The organism is Mycolicibacterium cosmeticum (genome assembly GCF_000613185.1).
Taxonomy (GTDB): Bacteria; Actinomycetota; Actinomycetes; order Mycobacteriales; family Mycobacteriaceae; genus Mycobacterium; species Mycobacterium cosmeticum.
The window spans coordinates 13095-33172 of the sequence record NZ_CCBB010000003.1 but is presented as its reverse complement, the minus strand read 5'-3'; the positions used below and the strand labels follow the sequence as shown (position 1 = coordinate 33172).

Genomic DNA, 20078 nt, shown 5'->3' with positions numbered 1-20078 from the left:
GCACAACGGGTACTACGGGATGAGCCCCTGCTAGCGACATGGAGTGATGGTGATGACGACGTCTCGGACCAAGATAGTGATCGTCGGCGGCGGATTCGGCGGCCTGTTCTGCGCCCGCCGGCTCGGGAAGGCCGACGTCGACGTCACGCTGGTCGACCGGGCGGCCTGCCACGTGTTCCAGCCCCTGCTCTACCAGTGCGCCACCGGGACGCTCAGCATCGGTCAGATCAGCCGGTCACTGCGCGAGGAACTGGCACGGCACCGCAACGTCACGACACTGCTCGGAGAGGCGATCGACCTGGATGCCGACGCGCGCCGGGTGACCGTGCGCAGGCCCGACGAGTCCACCTACACGCTGGATTACGACGTGCTGGTGGTGGCGGTCGGCATGCGGCAGGCCTATTTCGGCAACGAGAAATTCGCGCAATGGGCACCTGGGATGAAGACGCTCGATGACGCGTTGAGCATCCGCCGGCGGTTGTTCGGCGCGTTCGAGATCGCCGAGACGCTGCCGCCGGGACCGGAACGCGACAGCTGGCTCACCTTCGCCGTGGCCGGCGGCGGCCCGACCGGGGTGGAACTGGCGGGCCAGATCCGTGAGATGGCCACCCGCGCCCTGGCACACGAGTTCCACAGCATCGAGCCCGAGGAGGCCCGGGTGCTGTTGTTCGACGGCGGGAACAGCATTCTGGGCAGCTTCGCCCCCGACCTGACCGAAAAGGCCACCAGGACACTGCAGCAACTCGGTGTCGAACTGCACCTGGGTGTGCATGTCACCGATGTCCGGCCCGACGGCGTGACCGTCACCCCGAAGGACGGCAGTCCGTCGACGGATTATTCGGCGCGCACGGTGTTGTGGACCGCCGGTGTGGAGGCGGTGCCGTTCGCGCGCCGCGTCGCGGAGGTCACCGGAGCTCCATCCGATCGCGCCGGCCGCATCGCGGTGGATTCGGACCTGTCGATTCCCGGCCATCCGGAGATCTTCGTCATCGGCGATCTCGTCGGCCGCGATCACCTCCCCGGTGTCGCCGAAAACGCCATGCAGGGCGGCATCCACGCCGCGTCCTGTATCCGCCGCGGTTTGGCGGGCAAGCCGCGGCGACCCTTCCGTTACCGCGATCTGGGTTCGGCGGCCTATATCAGCCGGGGTAACGCGCTGCTGCAAGCCGGACCCATCCGCCTGGCGGGGTTGTTGGGCTGGCTGGGTTGGGGCTTGATCCACATCGCGTTCCTCACCGGCATCGAGAACCGGATCAGCACGCTGGGCAGCTGGTTGGTGACCATTGCCCGGGCCAGCCGCACCGACCGGACGTTCATCCTGGGCGGTACGACCTCGCCCGAACATCCCTACACCTGGCTGAAGTTCTTCCATCCCAACATGCTGCCGGTCGGTGAAAGAGAAACCGCCGACCGCAGCGCACCGTGACAGAATCCGAAACAGGCTTCAGCGCAACCGTTTTGCTCCCAGTGTCCGGGACTCGTGAGCCAAGAAGCCGGTACCGAGGGCGTCCCGGAAGGCGGTCACCGACGGGTGCACGGCGTAGGCGGCGCGGACGAGCGTGAAGAGCTGACGCGTGGGCGCACCGGGCAGCCGACACAGCCGCACACCTTGCAGTCGCTGCCGACCGAGCAACGCAGGCACGAAGCAGACCGCCCGACCGGACTCCACCATCTGCACATGGACCAGCGGGTCGACCCCGTCGAATCGAGTGGGCGGTTCGAATCCGTTGTCGCGACATAGTTCTCGCACCCAGCGCCCGGGCGCGGAGTCGCGGGGATCGAGTGCCCACGGCGCGTCCGCGAGGTCGGCCAGCGCGGTGGGCGCACTCCACGGCCCGAACGTCGGCACCGCCAGCAACACCTCGTCCGCGCCGAGGTCCACCCGGTGCATGTCCGGACGGCCCCGGAAGGGTTCACCGGGATACTCCTCGCCGAGCACGACGTCGAATCCGCCGGTGAGCAGTCCCGACATGGCCGCCTCGGCCTCGCGCTGGGCGACGTCCACCCGCAACTCGGGGTGATCACGCTCCAGCGCATCGAGTGCGGCGGGCAGCAGCGACAGCAGAACCGTCTGGAAGGACGCGACCTGCAGCCGGCCGCCGACCCTGCCCTGCGCCGCCGCCAATGCGGTTTCAGCGTCCTCCAGCGCGGCGATGGCCACCCGGGCGTGATCGACCAGGATGCGGCCCGCCTCGGTGAGCCGGACGCCGCGTCCGACCGGTTCGGTCAGCGCCACCCCGGCCTCCCGCTCCAGCTGAGCAAGCTGCTGGGACACCGCCGACGGGCTGTAGGACAGGGCCCGCGCCACCGCGGCCAGCGTGCCGCGCCGGTCCAACTCGTAGAGCATGGTCAATCGTTGCAAGTTGAGCACCCGCGACCCACATTCATCAAACTTACTTACCGGTTCTGATCATAAACATTCGCTGGACTGATTGTTTTGATCTTGACAGGCTGGTGTCATGCCGTCGTCCGCGCCCCACCGCTCCGGGTCCACCCAAAGCGTGCTGATGGTGCTGGGGTCGTGTATCTCGTTGCAGTTCGGCGCCGCGGTCGCGACGCCCCTGCTGCATCAGCTCGGCGCCGGTCTGCCGGTCATGTTCCGGCTGCTGGTGGCCGGCGGCCTGCTGGCGGCGGTGTTCCGCCCCCGCGTCGGGCACTGGACACCGGCGCAATGGAAATCGGTGCTGCTGTTCGGGCTGGCAATGGCCGGCATGAACGGCTTCTTCTTCGCCGCGATCGCGCGAATTCCGCTGGGGACCGCGGTCACCATCGAGTTCGCCGGTCCGCTGCTGCTGGCGGCCGTGCTGGCCCGGCGTCGCCGGCACCTGCTGTGCGTCGCCGCGGCGGCGATCGCCATCGCCACCCTCGGCCTGCACGGTTCGGGGACCGCGACAACCCATCTCGACGCCGTCGGCGTCGTCCTCGCCCTGGTCGCCGCGGGCTTCTGGGCGCTCTACATCGTCGCCGGCAAGCGAGTCGGCGCCCGGGTGCCCGGCCACGGCGCCCTGCCGGTGAGCATGCTGGTCGGGGCCGCGGCGACCCTGCCGTTCGCCGTGCCCGCCCTGCCGGCGCTGCCCCAGGCCCCCGGCCTGCTGCTGCCACTCGCGGCCGTCGCCGTCCTGTCCTCGGTGATCCCGTACAGCCTGGAATTCGCCGCGATGCGCCGGCTCGACACCCAGACGTTCGGCGTGCTGCTCAGCCTCGAACCGGCCGTCGCGGGCATCGCCGGCTGGGCCCTGCTCGGCCAATCGCTGACCTGGGTCGACACCGCTGCGATCGTCACGGTGGTGATCGCGTCCGCGGTCGCCGCGGTCGGGGGACGACGCCCCGACGCCACCCCGGCGCGGCCCGACCTGACTCAGATCGGTGCGGGCTGAGGTCAGCCCGGTGTTCGCCCGATCCCGGCGGAGTGGTTATAGTCGACCTCGTGAACATCGGCCTGCGTCGCTATTGGCGCTTTATCCCGGCTCCGGGTGGAGCCACGGATAAAGTGCGGTAACCAGCGCGCGACGCCACCACCCGGAGCCCGGCAGTGACCTTTCGGTCACTGCTTTCGTCATTTCAGGGCACCGGACGGGTCGGGTGAGCCCTGATATCAATCAAGGAGACCACCCCGATCATGACCATCACCGCCGCCGTCGACATCCCCACCTCCGACCGACGGATCACCGAGTTCCGCCACATCCCCAGTCCGCGGGACATCCGGGCCGAACTGCCGCTCACCGCGGCCCTGGCCGCCGACGTCCAACGTCACCGCGACGAGATCGCCGATATCCTCGCCGGCCGCGATGACCGGCTGCTGCTTGTCGTCGGCCCCTGCTCGGTGCACGACCCGGTCGCCGCCCTCGATTACGCCCGCCGGCTGGCGCCGCTGGCCGCCGACTACGCCGACCGGCTGAAGATCGTCATGCGCGTCTACTTCGAGAAGCCGCGCACCGTGGTCGGGTGGAAGGGCCTGATCAACGATCCGGGGCTGGACGGCAGCTTCGACGTCGAACGCGGGTTGCGGACCGCGCGGGCACTGCTGCTCGACATCGGCGCGCTCGGGCTCGCGGTCGGCTGTGAGTTCCTGGAACCCACCAGCCCGCAGTACATCGCCGACGCCATCGCCTGGGGCGCCATCGGTGCTCGCACCACCGAATCCCAGATTCACCGCCAGCTGGCCTCGGGCCTGTCCATGCCCGTCGGGTTCAAAAACGGCACCGACGGGAACCTCCGGGTGGCCATCGACGGCGTGAACGCGGCTGCAGCGCAACATGTCTTCTTCGGCATCGACGAGCTCGGCCAGGGCTCGGCGGTACAGACCGCCGGAAACCCGGACTGCCACGTGATTCTGCGCGGCGGCACGGCCGGACCCAATTACGATGCCGAATCGGTCCGCAACGCGGTGCACGATCTGGAGCGAGCCGGCTTACCCGGCCTGGTGATGATCGACTGCTCACACGCCAATTCGGGCAAGGATCATGTCCGCCAGGCCGAGGTAGCGACCGAGATCGCCGACCGAATCGCGGCAGGCGAACGCGGGATCAGCGGTCTGATGTTGGAGAGCTTCCTGGTGGCCGGCGCCCAGAGTCTGGGCCCCGACCTGGTCTACGGGCAATCGGTGACCGATGCCTGCATGGGCTTCGACACCACGCGCACGGTGCTCGCGCGGCTGTTCGCCGCCGCCGGCTGACCGGCTTGCGAGAATACGAGGCACCCCCGGCGGACAGGAGAAGCGTGAAACCTCGGCCGACGCGCTCCTGTTCGCCGCCCCGTCGAATTGATCCTCACAAAACCCGCGGCTGGGCCGTCTACTTGGTGTGACACTCAAACAGCCCTTCCAGGCGGTGGTTTCCGAGCACGGCCCCACGGTGTTGCGGGTCTGCCGGGTTCTGGTCGGTCCCGTCGACGGCGACGATGCCTGGTCGGAGACCTTCCTATCCGCGCTGAAGGCCTATCCGGACCTGCCGGCGGATGCCAACGTCGCGGCCTGGCTGGTGACCATCGCACACCGCAAGGCCATCGACATCCTCCGCAGCCGCGCCCGGCACGCCGTCCCCACCGCCGATCTCCCGGAGCACCCCACCGCACCGCACGACGGGGATCACCATGGGGAACACCAGGACCTCATCGACGCGGTGAACCGCCTGTCGCCCAAACAAAAACAGGCCGTCGCCTATCACTATCTGGCCGGCCTGCCCTACACCGAAGTCGCCGACATCACCGGCAGCAGCCCCGGCGCCGCCCGCCGCGCTGCCGCCGACGGGATAGCCGCGCTGCGCCGTCGCCTCAGCTCTCCGCCCGCCGCGTCGGGCGCGTCCAGGAAAGGACAGCACTCATGATCACCGACCACCACGACGTCATCGGCCCCCTCACCGCCGTCACCGGCGCAGACGCCGGACACCTGGCGGCATTGCAGCACCGGTTGGCCGCGGCCGCACAGCGCGACGGTGTCCTCGACATCGCCTACCGCGTGGTCGACAGCCCCGTCGGGCCGCTGTTGATCGCCGCCACCGAGGTCGGGCTGCTGCGGGTCGCGTACGCCAACGAGGGCCACGATGCCGTGCTGCAGCGGCTGGCCGACAAGGTCAGCCCCCGCATCGTGTTGGCACCCGACCGTCTGGACACCGCGGCACGCGAACTCGAGGAGTACTTCGCCGGTGCGCGACGCGAATTCGACGTGCCGTTGGACTGGCGGCTGGCCGCCGGGTTCCGCGGTGCCGTCCTGGCGCACCTGCCCGAGATCGGATACGGCCGGACCGCCAGCTACGCCGCGGTCGCCGAACTCGCCGGCAACCCGAAGGCCGTCCGCGCGGTGGGTACCGCCTGCGCCACCAATCCGCTACCGGTGGTCGTACCGTGTCATCGCGTCGTCCGCAGCGACGGGACGATGGGCGGTTACCTCGGCGGCCCGCAGGCCAAGCGGCTGCTGCTCGACCTGGAGGCCGCATGACCCCGGTCACCGACCGCGTGGCGGCGGTGGACTGGGACGGCGTGCACGCCGAATTGGATGCCGTCGGTGCCGCGTCGACCGGGCCACTGCTGTCGGCGCCCGAGGCCGCCGCCATCGCCGCGCTGTACGACGACGCCGCGCGGTTCCGCTCCACCGTGGACATGGGCCGATACCGCTTCGGGCAGGGCGAATACCGGTATTTCGGCACGCCCTACCCGGCGGTCGTCGCGGACCTCAAACGGGCGCTCTACCCCCGCCTGGTGCCGATCGCGCGGGACTGGTGGTCCAAGTTGGGGCGCGACGCGCCGTGGCCGGACAGCCTGGACGAGTGGCTGCGCCGATGCCACGCCGCGGGGCAACGCAAATCGACGGCGATACTGCTGAAGTACGGGCCGGGCGACTGGAACGCCCTGCACCGAGATCTGTACGGGGAGATGGTGTTTCCGCTGCAGGTGGTGGTGAATCTCAGCGCGCCCGGCGTCGACCATACCGGCGGCGAGTTCCTGCTCTACGAGCAGCGCCCGCGGGCGCAGTCGCGGGGCACCGCGATGCTCATTCCGCACGGCCACGGGCTGGTGTTCACCACCCGTGATCGTCCGGTGCCGTCCCGGCGCGGGTGGTCGGCGGCACCCGTCCGGCACGGGGTGTCCACCGTGTTGAGCGGAACCAGGTTCAGCCTCGGTCTGGTGTTCCACGACGCCGCATGACGGGCTATCTGCTCGTCGGTGCCGACGGGCGGTCCTACCGCAGCGCCGTCCCCGGCACCGTCGGTGGGCACCGGAGCGGCAAGCTGTACGGGCGGCTGGACTGCCCGTCGGCGCTGCGGGCGCTGGCGGCCGGCGGCTATGCCGCGCACCGGGTGTTCTTCGCCGACGAGCCGACCGCGGTCGCGGCCGGGTACCGTCCCTGCGCGGTCTGCCTGCCACGGGCCTATCGGCGGTGGAAGGCCGGCCTGCCGGTCAGGCCGGGTTGAGCAGGCTCTCGACGATCGCGTCGGCCAGGGTGCCGGGTGCACTGTCGCCAGCCCTGCGGTGTATCCGGCCGTCGTTGCCCTGCCAGGTGACGCCGCCGTCGTGGAAGCGAATGTCGACCTCGACGTTGTTGATGCCGGCGCGGACCGAGCGTTCGGTGCCGCGATGGCCGGGGCGCGCCGCGATGCCGCGTTGCGCAAATTCCGCCATGAGCGCCTCTACTGGATGCATGGTTGGGCATACCCGCCGGGACGCCATCTCATCGCGGCACCGAGGAAGCGAGGCTTGGTTGCATGTCTGTCGTTGACACCGACCTTGACGACCTCTTCCGTACTCCGCCGGAGCGGTTCACCGCCCGGCGCAAGGAGTTGGCCACCGCCGCCAAGGAGCGTGGGGACGCGGACGCGGCCCGCACCATCGGTGCGGCGCGGCGACCCACGACCTCGGCGTGGGTGGTCAATCTGCTGGTGCTGACCGATCCGACGGTGCGGCCCAGGCTGGCCGAGCTCTATCAGGCTTTGCGCACCGCGCATGCCGACATGGACGGGCCTCGAATCCGCGAATTGTCCAAGGCGCAGCGGACTTTGATGCAGGAACTCACCACGGCAGCGGTATCGGCGGCCGGGCCGGCAAATCCGACGGCGGCGCTACGCGAGGAGGTGGCCGGCACCCTGCAGGCCGCGGTCGCCGACCCCGAAGTCGCCGCCCGTCTGGGGCGGCTCTCCAAAGCCGAGACCTGGTCGGGTTTCGCCGATTTCGGGGCGTCCTCGGAGGTGAGCACACGGGCCCCAGCGACGAAGCGGACCGCGCCCGCGAACAAACCGGCACCCGCCGAGCCGGAAGACCGGGCCGCGCTCGGGCGAGCGCTGCGCCGGCGCGAGACCGCCGCAAGCGCACTGAACGAGGCCCGCAGCGCGCATGCCGAGGCCGCCGCACACGCCGACGAGCGGCAGCAGCAGCTCGGCACCGCCCGCGGCCGCTTGACGGAAGTGCGGGCGGCGCTGGCCGATGCGGAACACGATGTCGCAACGGCACAACGCGAGTACGACGACGCGCAGCGTGCGGCCGACCGCGCGCACCAGAACCTGGAAGCCGCGGAAACGGCCCTGCGGCAAGCGGATTCCGAACTTGCCCGACTCGACGAGGGGTGAGGCGGGTCAGGCCGGCCGCATGATCGCGACCAGGAAATCCGAGTCGTCGGCGAACGGCCGCAGGTCCCACGTCGAGAGCAGGACATCCGGCTGCAAGCCCGCGTCGGCGGCGTCGTCGAGGAACCGGTCGAATTCGTAGTCGCGACCGGCGCCGAACCCAATCACCGCCCGGCCATCGGCGGCCAGGTGCGCGCGCAGCCGGGCCAGCGTCGGGCCGCGGGTGCTCGGGGCCAAGAACGTCATGACATTGCCCGCCGAGACGATGACGTCGAATGGTTCGGTGATGCCACGTGCGGGCAGGTCCAGTTCGGCCAGGTCACCGACGAGCCAGCGCGGCCCGGGATGGTCCTGTCGGGCGGCCTCGATGAGCGCGGGGTCGACGTCGACACCCACCACCCGGTGCCCCGCCGTGGCCAGGTACCCGCCGAGCCGGCCCGGCCCGCAGCCGGCGTCGAGGATGTGCGCGCCACGCGGCACCATCGCGTCCACCAGGCGGGCCTCGCCGTCCAGGTCGCGGCCGGCGGCCGCCATGGCCCGGAAGCGGTCGATGTACCACTGCGAGTGCCCGGGGTCGGCGGCGACCTTTTGCATCCAGAGGCTCTGCTCGACCATGAGACCATTGTGTCAGGCCGGTTCGCCGTCCCCGGCGGACAACGTGGCCGCTACCCGAAAACGTTGCGCGCAAGGAGGTATCAGCGCCGCGCCTCGATGAGGTGCCTGGTCGAGTGCGCGACGAACGGTTCACCGCGCCGCATCTGGGTGTCCAGCCGGAGCACGGTGTGATCCAGCCGTGCCCGTGGCTCCCGGTGCGGGTGCGCAAACTTGTCGCCCGGGGCGCCTAGTATCTCTGCGGCAGACCGTGCCGGAGCACCGGTCGCCGGCACCACGCGTCGCGTCGCGGATGACGACCGCGAACCCGCCAGGACCCAGGCTCGGTCCTCGCCCACCCGGCCCGGCAAGGAAAGGACCCGCCGTGAGCTACAACGCCGCTGACATCACCGAGCTCGACGATGTCCAGCACACCCGCCTGCGGCCGGCGGTCAACCTGGGCCTCGACGTCCTCAACACGGCGCTGCGCGAGCTGGTCGACAATGCCATCGAAGAGGTTGCCGACCCCAGCCACGGCGGATCGACGGTCACCATCACCCTGCACGCCGACGGATCGGTCAGCGTCGCCGACGACGGCCGCGGCCTGCCCGTCGACTCCGACCCGGTGACCGGTAAGAACGGCATCGTCAAGACGCTGGGCACCGCGCGCGCGGGCGGCAAGTTCTCCGCCCACGCCGACGCGAGCAGCACGGGCGCCGGCCTCAACGGCATCGGCGCAGCGGCCGCCGTGTTCATCTCCGCCAGGACCGACGTGACGGTGCGCCGCGGTGGGAAGACCTATCTGCAGAGCTTCGGGGGCGGCTATCCGGGCGTCTTCGAGGGCAAGGATTTCGATCCGGAGGCCCCGTTCACCCGCGCCGACACGCAGAAACTGCGCGGCGCGGGCAACCGCAAGCCGGATGCGCACGGCACCGAGGTGCGCATCCTGTTCGACCAGGCCGTCGTGCCCGACTCCAGCATCGACATCGGCGAGGTGCTGTTACGGGCGCACGCCGCCGCCCGGATGTCGCCCGGCGTGCACCTGGTGGTGGTCGACGAGGGCTGGCCCGGCGGCGAGGTCCCGCCGGCGTTGACGCAGCCGTTCAGCGGCCCCTGGGGCACCGACACGTTGCTGGACCTGATGTGCACCGCGGCGGGCACCCCGCTGCCCGAGGTGCGCGCCGTCGTGGAGGGCCGCGGTGAGTACACCACCGGCCGCGGCCCGACCCCGTTCCGTTGGTCGTTGACCGCGGGGCCGGCCGAACCGGCGACGGTGGCCGCGTTCTGCAACACCGTGCGCACCCCCGGTGGCGGATCACATCTGACGGCGGCGGTGAAAGGGTTGTCCGAGGCGCTGGCCGACCGGGCATCCCGCATCCGCGACCTGGGCCTGGCCAAGGGTGAGGACGGCCCCGAACCCCAGGACTTCGCCGCCGTCACCGCGCTGGCGGTGGACACCCGCGCCCCCGACGTGGCGTGGGACTCCCAGGCCAAGACCGCGGTGTCCTCCCGCTCCCTGAACGTGGCGATGGCGCCGGACGTGGCGCGCAGCGTCACCATCTGGGCCGCCAATCCCGCCAACGGTGACGTGGTGACGCTGTGGACCAAGCTGGCCCTGGAATCGGCTCGCGCCCGGCGCAGCGCCGAGGGTGCCAAGGCGCGGTCCCGGGCGGCGTCGAAGGCCAAGGGCTTGGGCACCAACCTGTCGCTGCCGCCGAAGCTGCTGCCCAGCCGGGAGACCGGGCGCGGGTCCGGTGCCGAGCTGTTCCTGTGCGAGGGCGATTCCGCACTGGGCACCATCAAGGCGGCGCGCGACGCCACGTTCCAGGCGGCGTTCCCGCTGAAAGGCAAGCCACCCAACGTTTACGGGTTCACCGTCAGCAAGGCGCGGGTGAAAGACGAGTTCGATGCCATCGAACGGATCCTGGGCTGCGGCATCCGTGATCATTGCGATCCGGAGCAGTGCCGGTACGACCGGATCCTGTTCGCCTCCGACGCCGACCCCGACGGCGGCAACATCAACTCGAGCCTCATCTCGATGTTCCTGGACTTCTACCGACCCCTCGTCGAGGCGGGCATGGTGTACGTGACCATGCCGCCGCTGTTCGTCGTGAAGAACGGCGACGAGAGGATCTACTGCCAGGACGAGTCCGAGCGCGACGCCGCGGTGGCCCAGTTGAAAGCGACCTCCAAGAAACGTGTGGAAGTCCAACGCAACAAGGGTCTCGGTGAGATGGATGCCGACGACTTCTGGAACACGGTGCTGGATCCGCAGCGCCGCACCGTGATTCGGGTTCATCCCGATGACGGTGAGCGCAACCTGCACCACACCCTGTTCGGCGGGCCACCCGAGGGCCGGCGCACGTGGATGGCCGATATCGCCTCCCGCGTCGACACCTCCGCGCTGGACCTGACCTAGGAGACACCCCGTGACCGCCGTTATCGAGCAGAATCCCGACCTGGTGCTCGACCAGAGCGCCGACGACTACTGGAACCATTACCAGCTGACCTTCGCGCTCTACAGTGTCAGCGATCGCGCCATCCCGTCGGCGTTCGACGGGCTCAAGCCGGGTCAGCGGCGGCTGCTCTACCAGATGCACGATTCCAAACTGCTGCCCGGGAACAAGCCGCAGAAGTCCTCGAAGGTCTGCTCGGCGGTGACCGGCAACCTGCATCCGCACGGCGGCGCATCGATGTACGGTGCCGCGGCGTTGATGGCCGCCGAGTTCCAGCGCGTGAAAGTCATTGACGGGCAAGGCGCTTTCCCCCGCATCCAGGGTGACATTCCCGCGGCCGACCGCTACACGGAGATGCGGCTGTCGGCCCCCGGCGCGGCGCTGACCGCCGAACTCGACAGCCACGCGGTGCCGATGGTGCCCACCTTCGACGGTGAGTGGGTCGAGCCGACGTGGTTGCCGGCCCAATGGCCAGTGCTGCTGTGCAACGGCGCCGTCGGCATTGCCGAGGGCTGGGCCACCAAGGTGCCCGCGCACAATCCCCGCGAGGTGATGGCGGCCTGCCGGGCCCTGTTGAAGACCCCGAACATGACCGATGACCGGCTGGTGAAACTCATTCCCGGTCCGGACTGGGGTTGCGGGGCCACCGTGGTCGGCACCGCCGGGTTGCGTGAGTACATCACCACCGGACGTGGCGCCTTCACGGTGCGCGGCACGGTGTCGGTGGACGGGAAGAACTGCGTCATCACCGAACTCCCGCCGGGTGTCGCGAGCAACACCGTGCAGGACCGGATCCGGGCCCTCGTCGAGTCCGGCGAGCTGTCCGGGGTGGCCGACATGTCGGACCTCACCGACCGCCGTAACGGGCTGCGCATCGTCGTGACGGCCAAACGTGGGCACAGCGCCGAGCAGATCCGCGAACAATTGCTGGCCCTGACACCGCTGGAGTCCACCTTCGCCGCCAGCCTGGTGGCGCTCGACGAGAACCGGGTGCCGCGCTGGTGGTCGGTGCGTGAACTGATCTCCGCGTTCCTGCACCTGCGCGATTCGGTGGTGCTGCACCGCAGTGAGTACCGACTGGAGAAGGTGGCCGCCCGCCGGCACCTGGTGGCCGGGCTGATGACGATCCACCTGGACATCGACGCGGCCGTGGCGGTGATCCGCGGCTCCGAGACCGTCGACGAGGCCCGCCACGGTCTGCAGGAGAGGTTCTCCATCGACGCCGAACAGGCGGATTACGTGCTGGGACTGCAACTTCGGCGGCTCACCAAGCTGGACGTCATCGAACTACAGGCCGAAGCCGAGAAGCTGGACGCCGAGTTCGCCGAGCTCACCGAGTTGGTGGCCAACCCCGATGCGCGCCGCACGGTGATCGATCAGGAGCTGGTCGAGACGGCGAAGCTGTTCAAGGGCCCGGAATTCGACCGTCGCACCGTGCTCGACTTCGACGCCACGCCGGTGACCTCCGGGTCGGACGAGGACGGGCCCCGCGAGCGGAAGGTCAACACCGCGTGGCGCCTCGATGATCGGGGCGTGTTCTCCGACAGCCACGGCGAGCTGCTGACCTCGGGTTTGGGCTGGGCCGTCTGGACCGACGGGCGGATCAAGTTCACCACCGGCGGCGGCCTGCCGTTCAAGATCCGGGACATCCCGGTGGCCCCGGACATCACCGGGTTGCTGCGCTCGGGTGTGCTGCCCGAGGGGTACCACCTGGCTCTGGTGACGCGGCGCGGCAAGATTCTGCGGATCGACCCGGCCGCGGTGAATCCGCAGGGCGTGGCAGGCAACGGCGTGGCCGGCGTGAAGCTCGCTGCGGACGGCGATGAGGTGATCGCAGCGCTGCCCATCTCCTGCCAGAACGGCGAGGCCATCCTGTCCATCTCCGAAAAGGGTTGGAAGGTCACCGAAGTCGCCGACATCCCGGTGAAGGGGCGCGGCGGCGCGGGCGTCGGATTCCATCCGTTCGCGGCCGGCGAAGCTGCGCTGCTGGCGGCGTCGATCTCGGCCACCGGATTCGTGCGCGGCAAGAAGCCGGTGCGGGCGGAGAACCGGGCGAAGGCCTCGGTCAAGGGGGCCGGCACCGATGTGACACCCGCCGAGTAGGGTTCCGCGCGTCTAATCCAGGCCGAGTTTGGCCGCGAGAGCGAGCACCGCTTCGGCGCGCGCCTTGGTGGGGCCGACGCTTCCGTCGTAGGGGCCGGCGGGTGCGTCCAGTTGGGCGAGCGTGCGGCGTGCCTCGTCGATCTCCATCGGCGACGGGCTGAGCAGACTGTTGATCGTCTCGGCGTGTGCGGGATCCAGGCACAGCCGTCCGCTCATCCCGGCGGCCTTGGCCACGGCGGTCTCCCGCGCCAGCCGGTTCGCTGCGGTCCGCAGTGTCGGTCCGTCGATGGGCGCCGGTAGCTGCGCGGCACGGCTCGCGACGACGAGCCTGGCCCGGGCGTAGGCCAGCACGGTGGGGTCATCGCTCATACCGGTGTCGCGGCGGAAATCGCCCACGCCGAAAGCGATTCGGCCACAGCCGGGGGTGCGTGCGATATCGGCGGCCGATTCCAGGCCGAGCGCCGATTCCACCAGTGCCACCACCGGCGTTCCCTCGGGTAGCCGGGCGGCGGTCGCGGCCACATCGTCGGCGCCCTCGGTCTTGGCCAGCATCACACCGGCCAGGCCCGGGGTCTGCGCCAGCGCGTCCAGATCGGCCGACCATGCCGGTGTGCTGACGCAGTTGATCCGCACCCACGCCCGCCCGCCGGTGCCGAGGTACTCGGCCACCGCCTGGCGACCGTCCGCTTTCTGGGAGTCGGGCAGGCCGTCCTCGATGTCGAGCACCACGATGTCGGCGCGCCCGGCCGCCGCGGAGTCGAATGCGTCCCCGCCGCCGGGCAGGCCCGGCTGCAACAGCCACGTCCGGGCCAGTGACCAGTGCGGTCTACGGATGCGTTCGGCGACCCGCGATGAACCCACGCTCATGACCTCCCACTCGACGATGCCGTTTAGATCGTCGGGTCCACGCCGGGTCAGCACCAGATTCCGCACATTATGTTCACGAGAACAACTCACGCCGCCGGCGACGGCCACGAACGCGTCAGTCACTTCATTCACAATGACCACTCTGTTAACATTGCGCAATGTCCGACGAGCCGTGGACGCCGCATCGCCGGCGATCACGCATGGTGTCCCGGCGCGATGCGCTGCGTTATGCCGGCGCGGCGACCGCCGCGGTGGGATTCGGCGCCGCCCTGGCGTCGACCGGCATGCCGACGGCGTCGGCCGCCGCGCCCACCCTGATCGACTTCGCCATGCGCCAGATACCCGCCAGGGACATCCTGGCGGCCGGCCACTCCGGGGTGATCAACTACGTCTCCACATCGCGGCCCGGATCGTCCTTCGGCGCCAAGCCGATCACCCTGCCCTACGCCCAGTCGCTCACCGCCGCCGGACTGGTGATCGTGAGCAACTACCAATACGGCAAACCCGGCGGGACGGCACCGTCGGATTTCACCCGCGGCTACGCCGGGGGTGTCGCCGACGCGCGCACCGCCTGGCAGTTGCACACCGCGGCCGGGGGCGGGCGCAGCGCGCCGATCTTCTTCAGCGTCGACGACGACATCGACCGCAATACATGGAACAACGTTGCCCTGCAATGGTTTCGCGGGATCAACTCGGTGATCGGGGTGCAGCGCACCGGCATCTATGCGGGTATCAACCCGTGCCAGTGGGCCATCGCCGACGGTGTCATCGGCCGTTCCAGTACGCCCGGCCGGGCTTGGGCGTGGCAGACCCGGTCCTGGTCGCGCGGGCAGATCCACCCCGCCGCCGTTCTTTATCAGCGCATCGTGAGCACCGCGTCGAATCCGGGCCCGGTGGTAGGCGGGCTGGAGGTCGACGTCAACGACGTGCTGGCCCAGGACTGCGGGCAGTGGAACCTGCACCCCTGACCGGTGTTTCCGGTTGGGCCGGCCGTCAGGCCGCCGCGAGATAGCGCGTCAGCATGTCCACCAGGTGCCGGCTCAGATCCGCTGTTTCGAGCGTTTGCGGCGCCGCCAATGCGTGATGGACCACCGATTCGACCGTGATGACCACCAGTCGGGCCGCCGCCTCGGTGTCGACCACCGCGACCTCGGGGTGCGCCGCGAGGATCTCCCGCATGGCCTCGATCGACTCGGTGCGCCGCTGGGCCACCCTCACCAGCAACTCGTGTGAGCGCGGCGCCTGCTCGACGAGGACCCGAAGGAACTCCGGATCCTGGCGGTGGTTGTCGATCGCGGCGCCGACGATGTCACCGATCACCTGCTCCAGCGAGGCCGGTCCGTACAGCGATCGGCGCTGGGCGGCCGTCGTGACGCCGGCGTCCAAGTGCCTGGAGGCGAGTTCGGCGACGATGGCGTCCTTGTTCGGGAAGTACTGATAGAGCGAGCCGATGGAAACATCGGCGAAAGCGGCGATGCGGTTCGTCGTCCCCCGCGCGTATCCGTACTCGCTGAACACGGTGACCGCCGCATCGAGGATCCGGTCGCGGGTGAGTTCCGATCGGCGCTGACGCGGGCGCTTGCGCGGCTGAAGTGTCCCCTCGGCTGTCACTACACCCTCCTCGCTGTGTGCGCCGACCCCAGCCTAAACCGGATCGCACCGGACCGCCGTGCGTTGCGCCGCGCGCATGGGCTCGATCACCACACCGAATGTGAGCAGCACCGGCGCGACACCCGACGGAAACTCCGGCACGCGCCGGTGATGACGAGCGCAGAACGCGAGTAGCCAGGCCGCGCCGCGGCCGCGATAATTCCTCTGTCGGACGAGTTGAACTCGTTCTGCCGCAGCCACATTCGAACGCCACCACCGCACAGGACAGGGAGCACCCGATGGAGTCACTCACCACAGCCCCGGTCGCCGACGTCCTGCAACGGCTGTTCTCCGAAGCCGAGATCGCGGACGCTGCGATGATCACCCGTTTACAGCAGCACGCCGAGCCCGGCATCGAACCGGTGGCCGCCCTGCTGGACGCGGAGGCGCGTGACTACAAGGGTCTCTACCGCCAGGCCGTGAACAACTTCCTCAACGTCACGCCGGAGTTCGGGCGGCTGCTCTACGTCTGCGCGCGCGGCAGGCAAGCGGCGCGCGTCGTCGAATTCGGTACTTCCTTCGGGATTTCGACGATTCACCTGGCCTGCGCGGTCCGGGACAACGGTGGCGGCACGGTCGTCGGCACCGAGCTGGAACCCGCCAAAGCCGCTCGGGCACTGCAGAATCTCGACGCCGCGGGCCTGGCCGACGTGGTGGAGATCCGCACCGGTGACGCCCTGGACACGTTGCGGCATGGCGCGGGCGGACCGATCGACCTCGTCCATCTCGACGGAGCGTTCAGCCTCTACCTCCCCGTGCTTCGGCTGCTGGAACCACACCTGCGGTCCAACGCACTGATCCTCGCCGAGAACGCAACACCGGCCTATCGGCACCATGTCCGCGACCCCGGCACCGCATATCTGTCCGTGGCACTTCCGTTCGAGCCGAGCCGCGGGAACGAACTGTCGGTGTTCACGGGATGAGGCGCCCTCCGACATGAGCAGGTCTTAAGCACCGTAAAAATAATTAGCTGTACTGCATCGAAGCACTCCCCTACCGTCGTTTTCATGAGTTCGCCCGTCCTGCTCGGCTTCCTGACCACCATGACGCTCATCGCCGCCATCGGTGCGCAGAACGCCTTCGTGCTGCGTCAGGGCATCCGCGGCGAACATGTCATTCCGGTCATCGCGATGTGCACCCTGTCAGACCTCATCCTCATCGCGGCCGGCATCGCGGGCGTCGGGGCGTTGATCAGCGCTCACCCCGACGCGATGACCGTCGCCAAACTCGGGGGCGCGGCCTTCCTGATCGGTTACGGAGTGCTGGCGGCCCGCAGGGCGTTCCGCCCGTCGGCGTTGAATCCCTCCGAGCGCAATCCGGCCCGGCTGGCCGAGGTGCTGCTCACCTGCGCGGCGATGACGTGGCTGAACCCGCACGTCTACCTGGACACCGTGGTGCTGCTCGGCTCACTGGCCAACGAACACCGGGATCAGCGTTGGCTTTTCGGGGCCGGCTCGGTGGCGGCCAGCGCACTGTGGTTCACCGGGCTCGGCCTGGGCGCGAGGCGGCTGGCCGGATTGTTCGCGACGCCGCTGACGTGGCGCATCCTGGACGGCACCATCGCCGTCATCATGGTGGCGCTCGGTGCGTGGATGGCCCTCTCGTAACGCGACGCCCTGGCAGCTCGTCCCGTTCGTCCGCGACATCGCCGAGTCGGACAACATACGCCGACATATTGTCCAATTCGGCGATGGAGGGACGAGCCCTCCCTTCCTACGCTGACGTGAAATCGGCGAAAGGGACGATCGATATGACGCTGGCGGACTCCGTGCTCGGCGGCCCGGCACTACCGCAAGAGCGAAGGCTGGTCACCAATATCCCTGGACCGCGATCGCTGGCGCTGGCCGGCCGTCGGCACGCCGCCCTGCCGGCGGGCCTGGCCAGTGCCGCGGGGGTCTACGCCGCTGCCGCCGGGGGCGGCGTGGTGGTCGACGTCGACGGCAACTCGTTCATCGACCTGGGCAGCGGTATCGCGGTGACCACCGTCGGCAACGCGGCACCCGAAGTGGTGGTGCGCACCTCCGAACAGGTGGCCCGCTTCACCCACACCTGTTTCCTCGCGACTCCCTACGAGCAGTACATCGAGGTGGCCGAACGCCTCAACCGCATCGCGCCCGGCGACCACGAGAAGCGCACCGCGCTGTTCAACACCGGCAGCGAGGCCCTGGAGAACGCCGTCAAGTACGCGCGCGTCGCCACCAACCGCCCCGCGGTGGTGGTGTTCGACCACGCCTTTCACGGCCGCTCACTGCTGACCATGTCCATGACGGCGAAGAACCTGCCCTACAAGCACGGCTTCGGGCCATTCGCCCCAGAGGTCTATCGGGCGCCGATGGCTTACCCCTACCGCTGGCCGTCCGGGCCGCAGAACTGCGCCGACGAAGCGTTCGCCCAGTTTGCTCAGCTGGTCGACAGCCAGATCGGATCCGACGCCGTCGCCTGCGTGGTGGTCGAACCGATCCAGGGTGAGGGTGGGTTCATCGTGCCCGCCGACGGATTCCTGGCCCGGGTTGCCGACTTCTGCCGGGACCGGGGCATCGTCTTCGTCGCGGACGAGGTGCAGACCGGAATCGCCCGCACCGGCGCATGGTTCGCCAGCGAGCACGAAGGCATCGTGCCCGATCTCATCACCACCGCCAAGGGTCTGGCCGGCGGGCTGCCGCTGGCCGCGGTCACCGGCCGGGCCGACATCATGGACGCCGCGCATCCCGGCGGGATCGGCGGCACCTACAGCGGCAACCCGGTGGCGTGTGCCGCGGCCCTCGGCGTGTTCGACGAGATCGAGAACGGCGGGCTGCTCGCCCGTGCCCGGGAGATCGGCGAAATCCTCACCGTCGAACTGGAAGCCATCGCCACCAGCACCGACGTCATCGGTGAGATCCGCGGCCGTGGGGCGATGGTCGCCGCCGAACTCGTCCTGCCCGGCACCCGGACACCGCACCGCGACGCGGTCGCCGCACTCACCCGGCATTGCCACGACAATGGCGTACTCACCCTGACGGCAGGCACTTTCGGCAATGTCCTGCGGTTCCTGCCGCCGCTGACCATCCCCGACCACCTGCTCATCGAGGCCCTCGGCGTCCTGCGCGACGGCTTCGCCGCGCTCTGATACCGCACACCACCCAATCCGAGGATCCTGGAGCAACCACCGTGACCGCAACCACCACAACGCCTTCGGCGTCCACCTACTCCCCGCTGGGATTGTTCGACATCGACCGGCTGCTGGATGCCGACGAACGCGATATCGCCTCCACCGTGCGCAAATTCGTCGACACCCGGCTGCGGCCCAACATCGAGGGCTGGTTCGAGTCGGCCACCCTGCCGCGCGAACTGGCCAAGGAGTTCGGTGCGCTCGGCGTGCTCGGCATGCACCTCGACGGCTACGGATGCGCCGGTACCAACGCGGTCAGTTACGGCCTGGCCTGCATGGAACTGGAAGCCGGCGACAGCGGCTTCCGCAGTTTCGTGTCCGTGCAGGGATCGCTGTCGATGTTCTCGATCCACCGCTACGGCTCCGAGGAGCAGAAGAACGAATGGTTGCCCCGCCTGGCGGCCGGCGAGGCGATCGGGTGTTTCGGTTTGACGGAGCCCGACTTCGGGTCCAACCCCGCCGGGATGCGCACGCGGGCACGCCGCGATGGCAGCGACTGGATCATCACCGGCACCAAGATGTGGATCACCAACGGCAACCTCGCCGATGTCGCCACCGTGTGGGCCCAGACCGATGAGGGGGTACGCGGTTTCCTCGTCCCCACCGACACACCGGGTTTCACCGCCAACGAGATTCACCGCAAGCTCTCGCTACGGGCCTCGGTCACCTCGGAGCTGGTGCTCGACGAGGTGCGGCTGCCGGCATCGGCTCAGCTGCCGCATGCGGCGGGTCTGAGCGCACCGCTGTCCTGTCTGAACGAGGCGCGGTTCGGGATCGTCTTCGGTGCGCTCGGCGCGGCGCGTGACAGCCTGGAGACGACCATCGCCTACACCCAGTCGCGTGAGGTCTTCGATCGCCCGCTGGCGAGTTTCCAACTGACCCAGGAGAAACTAGCCAACATGACCCTGGAACTCGGCAAGGCCACTTTGCTTGCCGTGCACCTGGGCCGCATCAAGGACGCCGAGGGTGTGCGACCGGAGCAGGTCAGCCTCGGCAAGCTGAACAATGTGCGCGAAGCGATCGGCATCGCGCGGGAATGCCGAACCCTGTTGGGCGGCAGCGGTATCACTCTTGAGTATTCACCGCTGCGGCACGCCAACAACCTGGAATCGGTGCTCACCTACGAGGGCACCTCCGAGATGCACCTGTTGTCCATCGGCAAGGCGCTGACCGGCCACGCCGCATTCCGCTGACCACATGGCCGAA

Annotated in this window: 20 protein-coding genes; 15 read left to right on the top strand and 5 right to left on the bottom strand. The window is 69.3% G+C overall.

The genetic code is table 11. The annotated features are described in order from the left end of the window. Positions 1–52: 52 nt before the first annotated feature. Entirely contained in the window at positions 53–1426 is a 1374-nt protein-coding gene (locus tag BN977_RS19145; protein WP_051562092.1) for an NAD(P)/FAD-dependent oxidoreductase, read from the top strand. An 18-nt stretch (positions 1427–1444) separates the two neighbouring features. Here BN977_RS19145 and BN977_RS19140 read toward each other — a convergent pair whose 3' ends face one another. Next, entirely contained in the window at positions 1445–2371 is a 927-nt protein-coding gene (locus tag BN977_RS19140) for a LysR family transcriptional regulator (protein ID WP_036400680.1), read from the bottom strand. 88 nt (positions 2372–2459) lie between these two features. Between BN977_RS19140 and BN977_RS19135 the strand changes: the two genes are divergently transcribed. From BN977_RS19135 to BN977_RS19110, 6 genes are all read left to right on the top strand, one after another. Then, positions 2460–3377 (top strand): EamA family transporter, encoded by a 918-nt coding sequence (locus BN977_RS19135; RefSeq protein WP_084172623.1) that lies wholly within the window; start codon positions 2460–2462, stop codon positions 3375–3377. A 242-nt stretch (positions 3378–3619) separates the two neighbouring features. Further along, complete coding sequence (locus BN977_RS19130; RefSeq protein ID WP_036400677.1) at positions 3620–4675, top strand: 3-deoxy-7-phosphoheptulonate synthase; 1056 nt, start codon at positions 3620–3622, stop codon at positions 4673–4675. 127 nt (positions 4676–4802) lie between these two features. Next, complete coding sequence (locus BN977_RS19125) at positions 4803–5324, top strand: RNA polymerase sigma factor (protein WP_036400674.1); 522 nt, start codon at positions 4803–4805, stop codon at positions 5322–5324. Further along, complete coding sequence (locus tag BN977_RS19120; RefSeq protein ID WP_036400671.1) at positions 5321–5935, top strand: methylated-DNA--[protein]-cysteine S-methyltransferase; 615 nt, start codon at positions 5321–5323, stop codon at positions 5933–5935. Before BN977_RS19125 ends, BN977_RS19120 begins: the two co-directional genes overlap by 4 nt. Then, the gene (locus BN977_RS19115; protein ID WP_036400669.1) at positions 5932–6642 is read left to right on the top strand and encodes a 2OG-Fe(II) oxygenase; all 711 of its coding nucleotides are present in this window, start codon (positions 5932–5934) and stop codon (positions 6640–6642) included. The genes BN977_RS19120 and BN977_RS19115 overlap by 4 nt, the downstream gene beginning before the upstream one ends. Then, a complete protein-coding gene (locus tag BN977_RS19110; RefSeq protein WP_024451039.1) occupies positions 6639–6908 on the top strand; it encodes an Ada metal-binding domain-containing protein in 270 nt (89 codons plus the stop codon). Before BN977_RS19115 ends, BN977_RS19110 begins: the two co-directional genes overlap by 4 nt. Here BN977_RS19110 and BN977_RS19105 read toward each other — a convergent pair. Further along, entirely contained in the window at positions 6895–7116 is a 222-nt protein-coding gene (locus BN977_RS19105) for a hypothetical protein (RefSeq protein ID WP_024451040.1), read from the bottom strand. The genes BN977_RS19110 and BN977_RS19105 overlap by 14 nt on opposite strands. Positions 7117–7199: 83 nt before the next feature. Here BN977_RS19105 and BN977_RS19100 point away from each other — a divergent pair, with 83 nt between their 5' ends. Next, the gene (locus tag BN977_RS19100) at positions 7200–8057 is read left to right on the top strand and encodes a hypothetical protein (RefSeq protein WP_024451041.1); all 858 of its coding nucleotides are present in this window, start codon (positions 7200–7202) and stop codon (positions 8055–8057) included. 6 nt (positions 8058–8063) lie between these two features. On the opposite strand, the gene BN977_RS19095 is transcribed toward BN977_RS19100, so the two are convergent. Beyond that, positions 8064–8669, bottom strand: coding sequence for a class I SAM-dependent methyltransferase (locus BN977_RS19095; RefSeq protein ID WP_024451042.1), 606 nt, complete (start codon positions 8667–8669; stop codon positions 8064–8066). A gap of 361 nt (positions 8670–9030) precedes the next feature. Here BN977_RS19095 and BN977_RS19090 point away from each other — a divergent pair, with 361 nt between their 5' ends. Next, positions 9031–11064, top strand: coding sequence for a toprim domain-containing protein (locus BN977_RS19090; protein WP_036400667.1), 2034 nt, complete (start codon positions 9031–9033; stop codon positions 11062–11064). A 10-nt stretch (positions 11065–11074) separates the two neighbouring features. After that, positions 11075–13204, top strand: a complete 2130-nt coding sequence (locus tag BN977_RS19085) for a DNA gyrase subunit A (protein ID WP_036400665.1) — start codon at positions 11075–11077, stop codon at positions 13202–13204. 12 nt (positions 13205–13216) lie between these two features. On the opposite strand, the gene BN977_RS19080 is transcribed toward BN977_RS19085, so the two are convergent. Next, a complete protein-coding gene (locus tag BN977_RS19080) occupies positions 13217–14071 on the bottom strand; it encodes an HpcH/HpaI aldolase/citrate lyase family protein (RefSeq protein ID WP_046872616.1) in 855 nt (284 codons plus the stop codon). A 158-nt stretch (positions 14072–14229) separates the two neighbouring features. Between BN977_RS19080 and BN977_RS19075 the strand changes: the two genes are divergently transcribed. Next, positions 14230–15039: a DUF1906 domain-containing protein gene (locus BN977_RS19075; protein WP_024451046.1), complete on the top strand. Its 810-nt coding sequence runs from the start codon at positions 14230–14232 to the stop codon at positions 15037–15039. Positions 15040–15064: 25 nt separating this feature from the next. Here BN977_RS19075 and BN977_RS19070 read toward each other — a convergent pair whose 3' ends face one another. Beyond that, a complete protein-coding gene (locus BN977_RS19070) occupies positions 15065–15682 on the bottom strand; it encodes a TetR/AcrR family transcriptional regulator (protein WP_024451047.1) in 618 nt (205 codons plus the stop codon). A gap of 278 nt (positions 15683–15960) precedes the next feature. On the opposite strand from BN977_RS19070, the gene BN977_RS19065 reads away from it, so the two are divergent. The 4 genes from BN977_RS19065 to BN977_RS19050 all read left to right on the top strand — a co-directional run bounded on the left by BN977_RS19065 (position 15961) and on the right by BN977_RS19050 (position 20065). Next, positions 15961–16644 carry an O-methyltransferase gene (locus tag BN977_RS19065; protein ID WP_036400660.1) on the top strand — a complete coding sequence of 228 codons (684 nt, stop codon included), beginning with the start codon at positions 15961–15963 and terminating at the stop codon, positions 16642–16644. Positions 16645–16728: 84 nt separating this feature from the next. After that, positions 16729–17328, top strand: coding sequence for an L-lysine exporter (gene lysE, locus BN977_RS19060; RefSeq protein ID WP_036400658.1), 600 nt, complete (start codon positions 16729–16731; stop codon positions 17326–17328). Between the two features lie 143 nt (positions 17329–17471). Then, complete coding sequence (gene gabT / locus BN977_RS19055; protein WP_036400655.1) at positions 17472–18830, top strand: 4-aminobutyrate--2-oxoglutarate transaminase; 1359 nt, start codon at positions 17472–17474, stop codon at positions 18828–18830. A gap of 41 nt (positions 18831–18871) precedes the next feature. Next, positions 18872–20065 (top strand): acyl-CoA dehydrogenase family protein, encoded by a 1194-nt coding sequence (locus BN977_RS19050; protein ID WP_036400652.1) that lies wholly within the window; start codon positions 18872–18874, stop codon positions 20063–20065. Positions 20066–20078 lie beyond the last annotated feature (13 nt).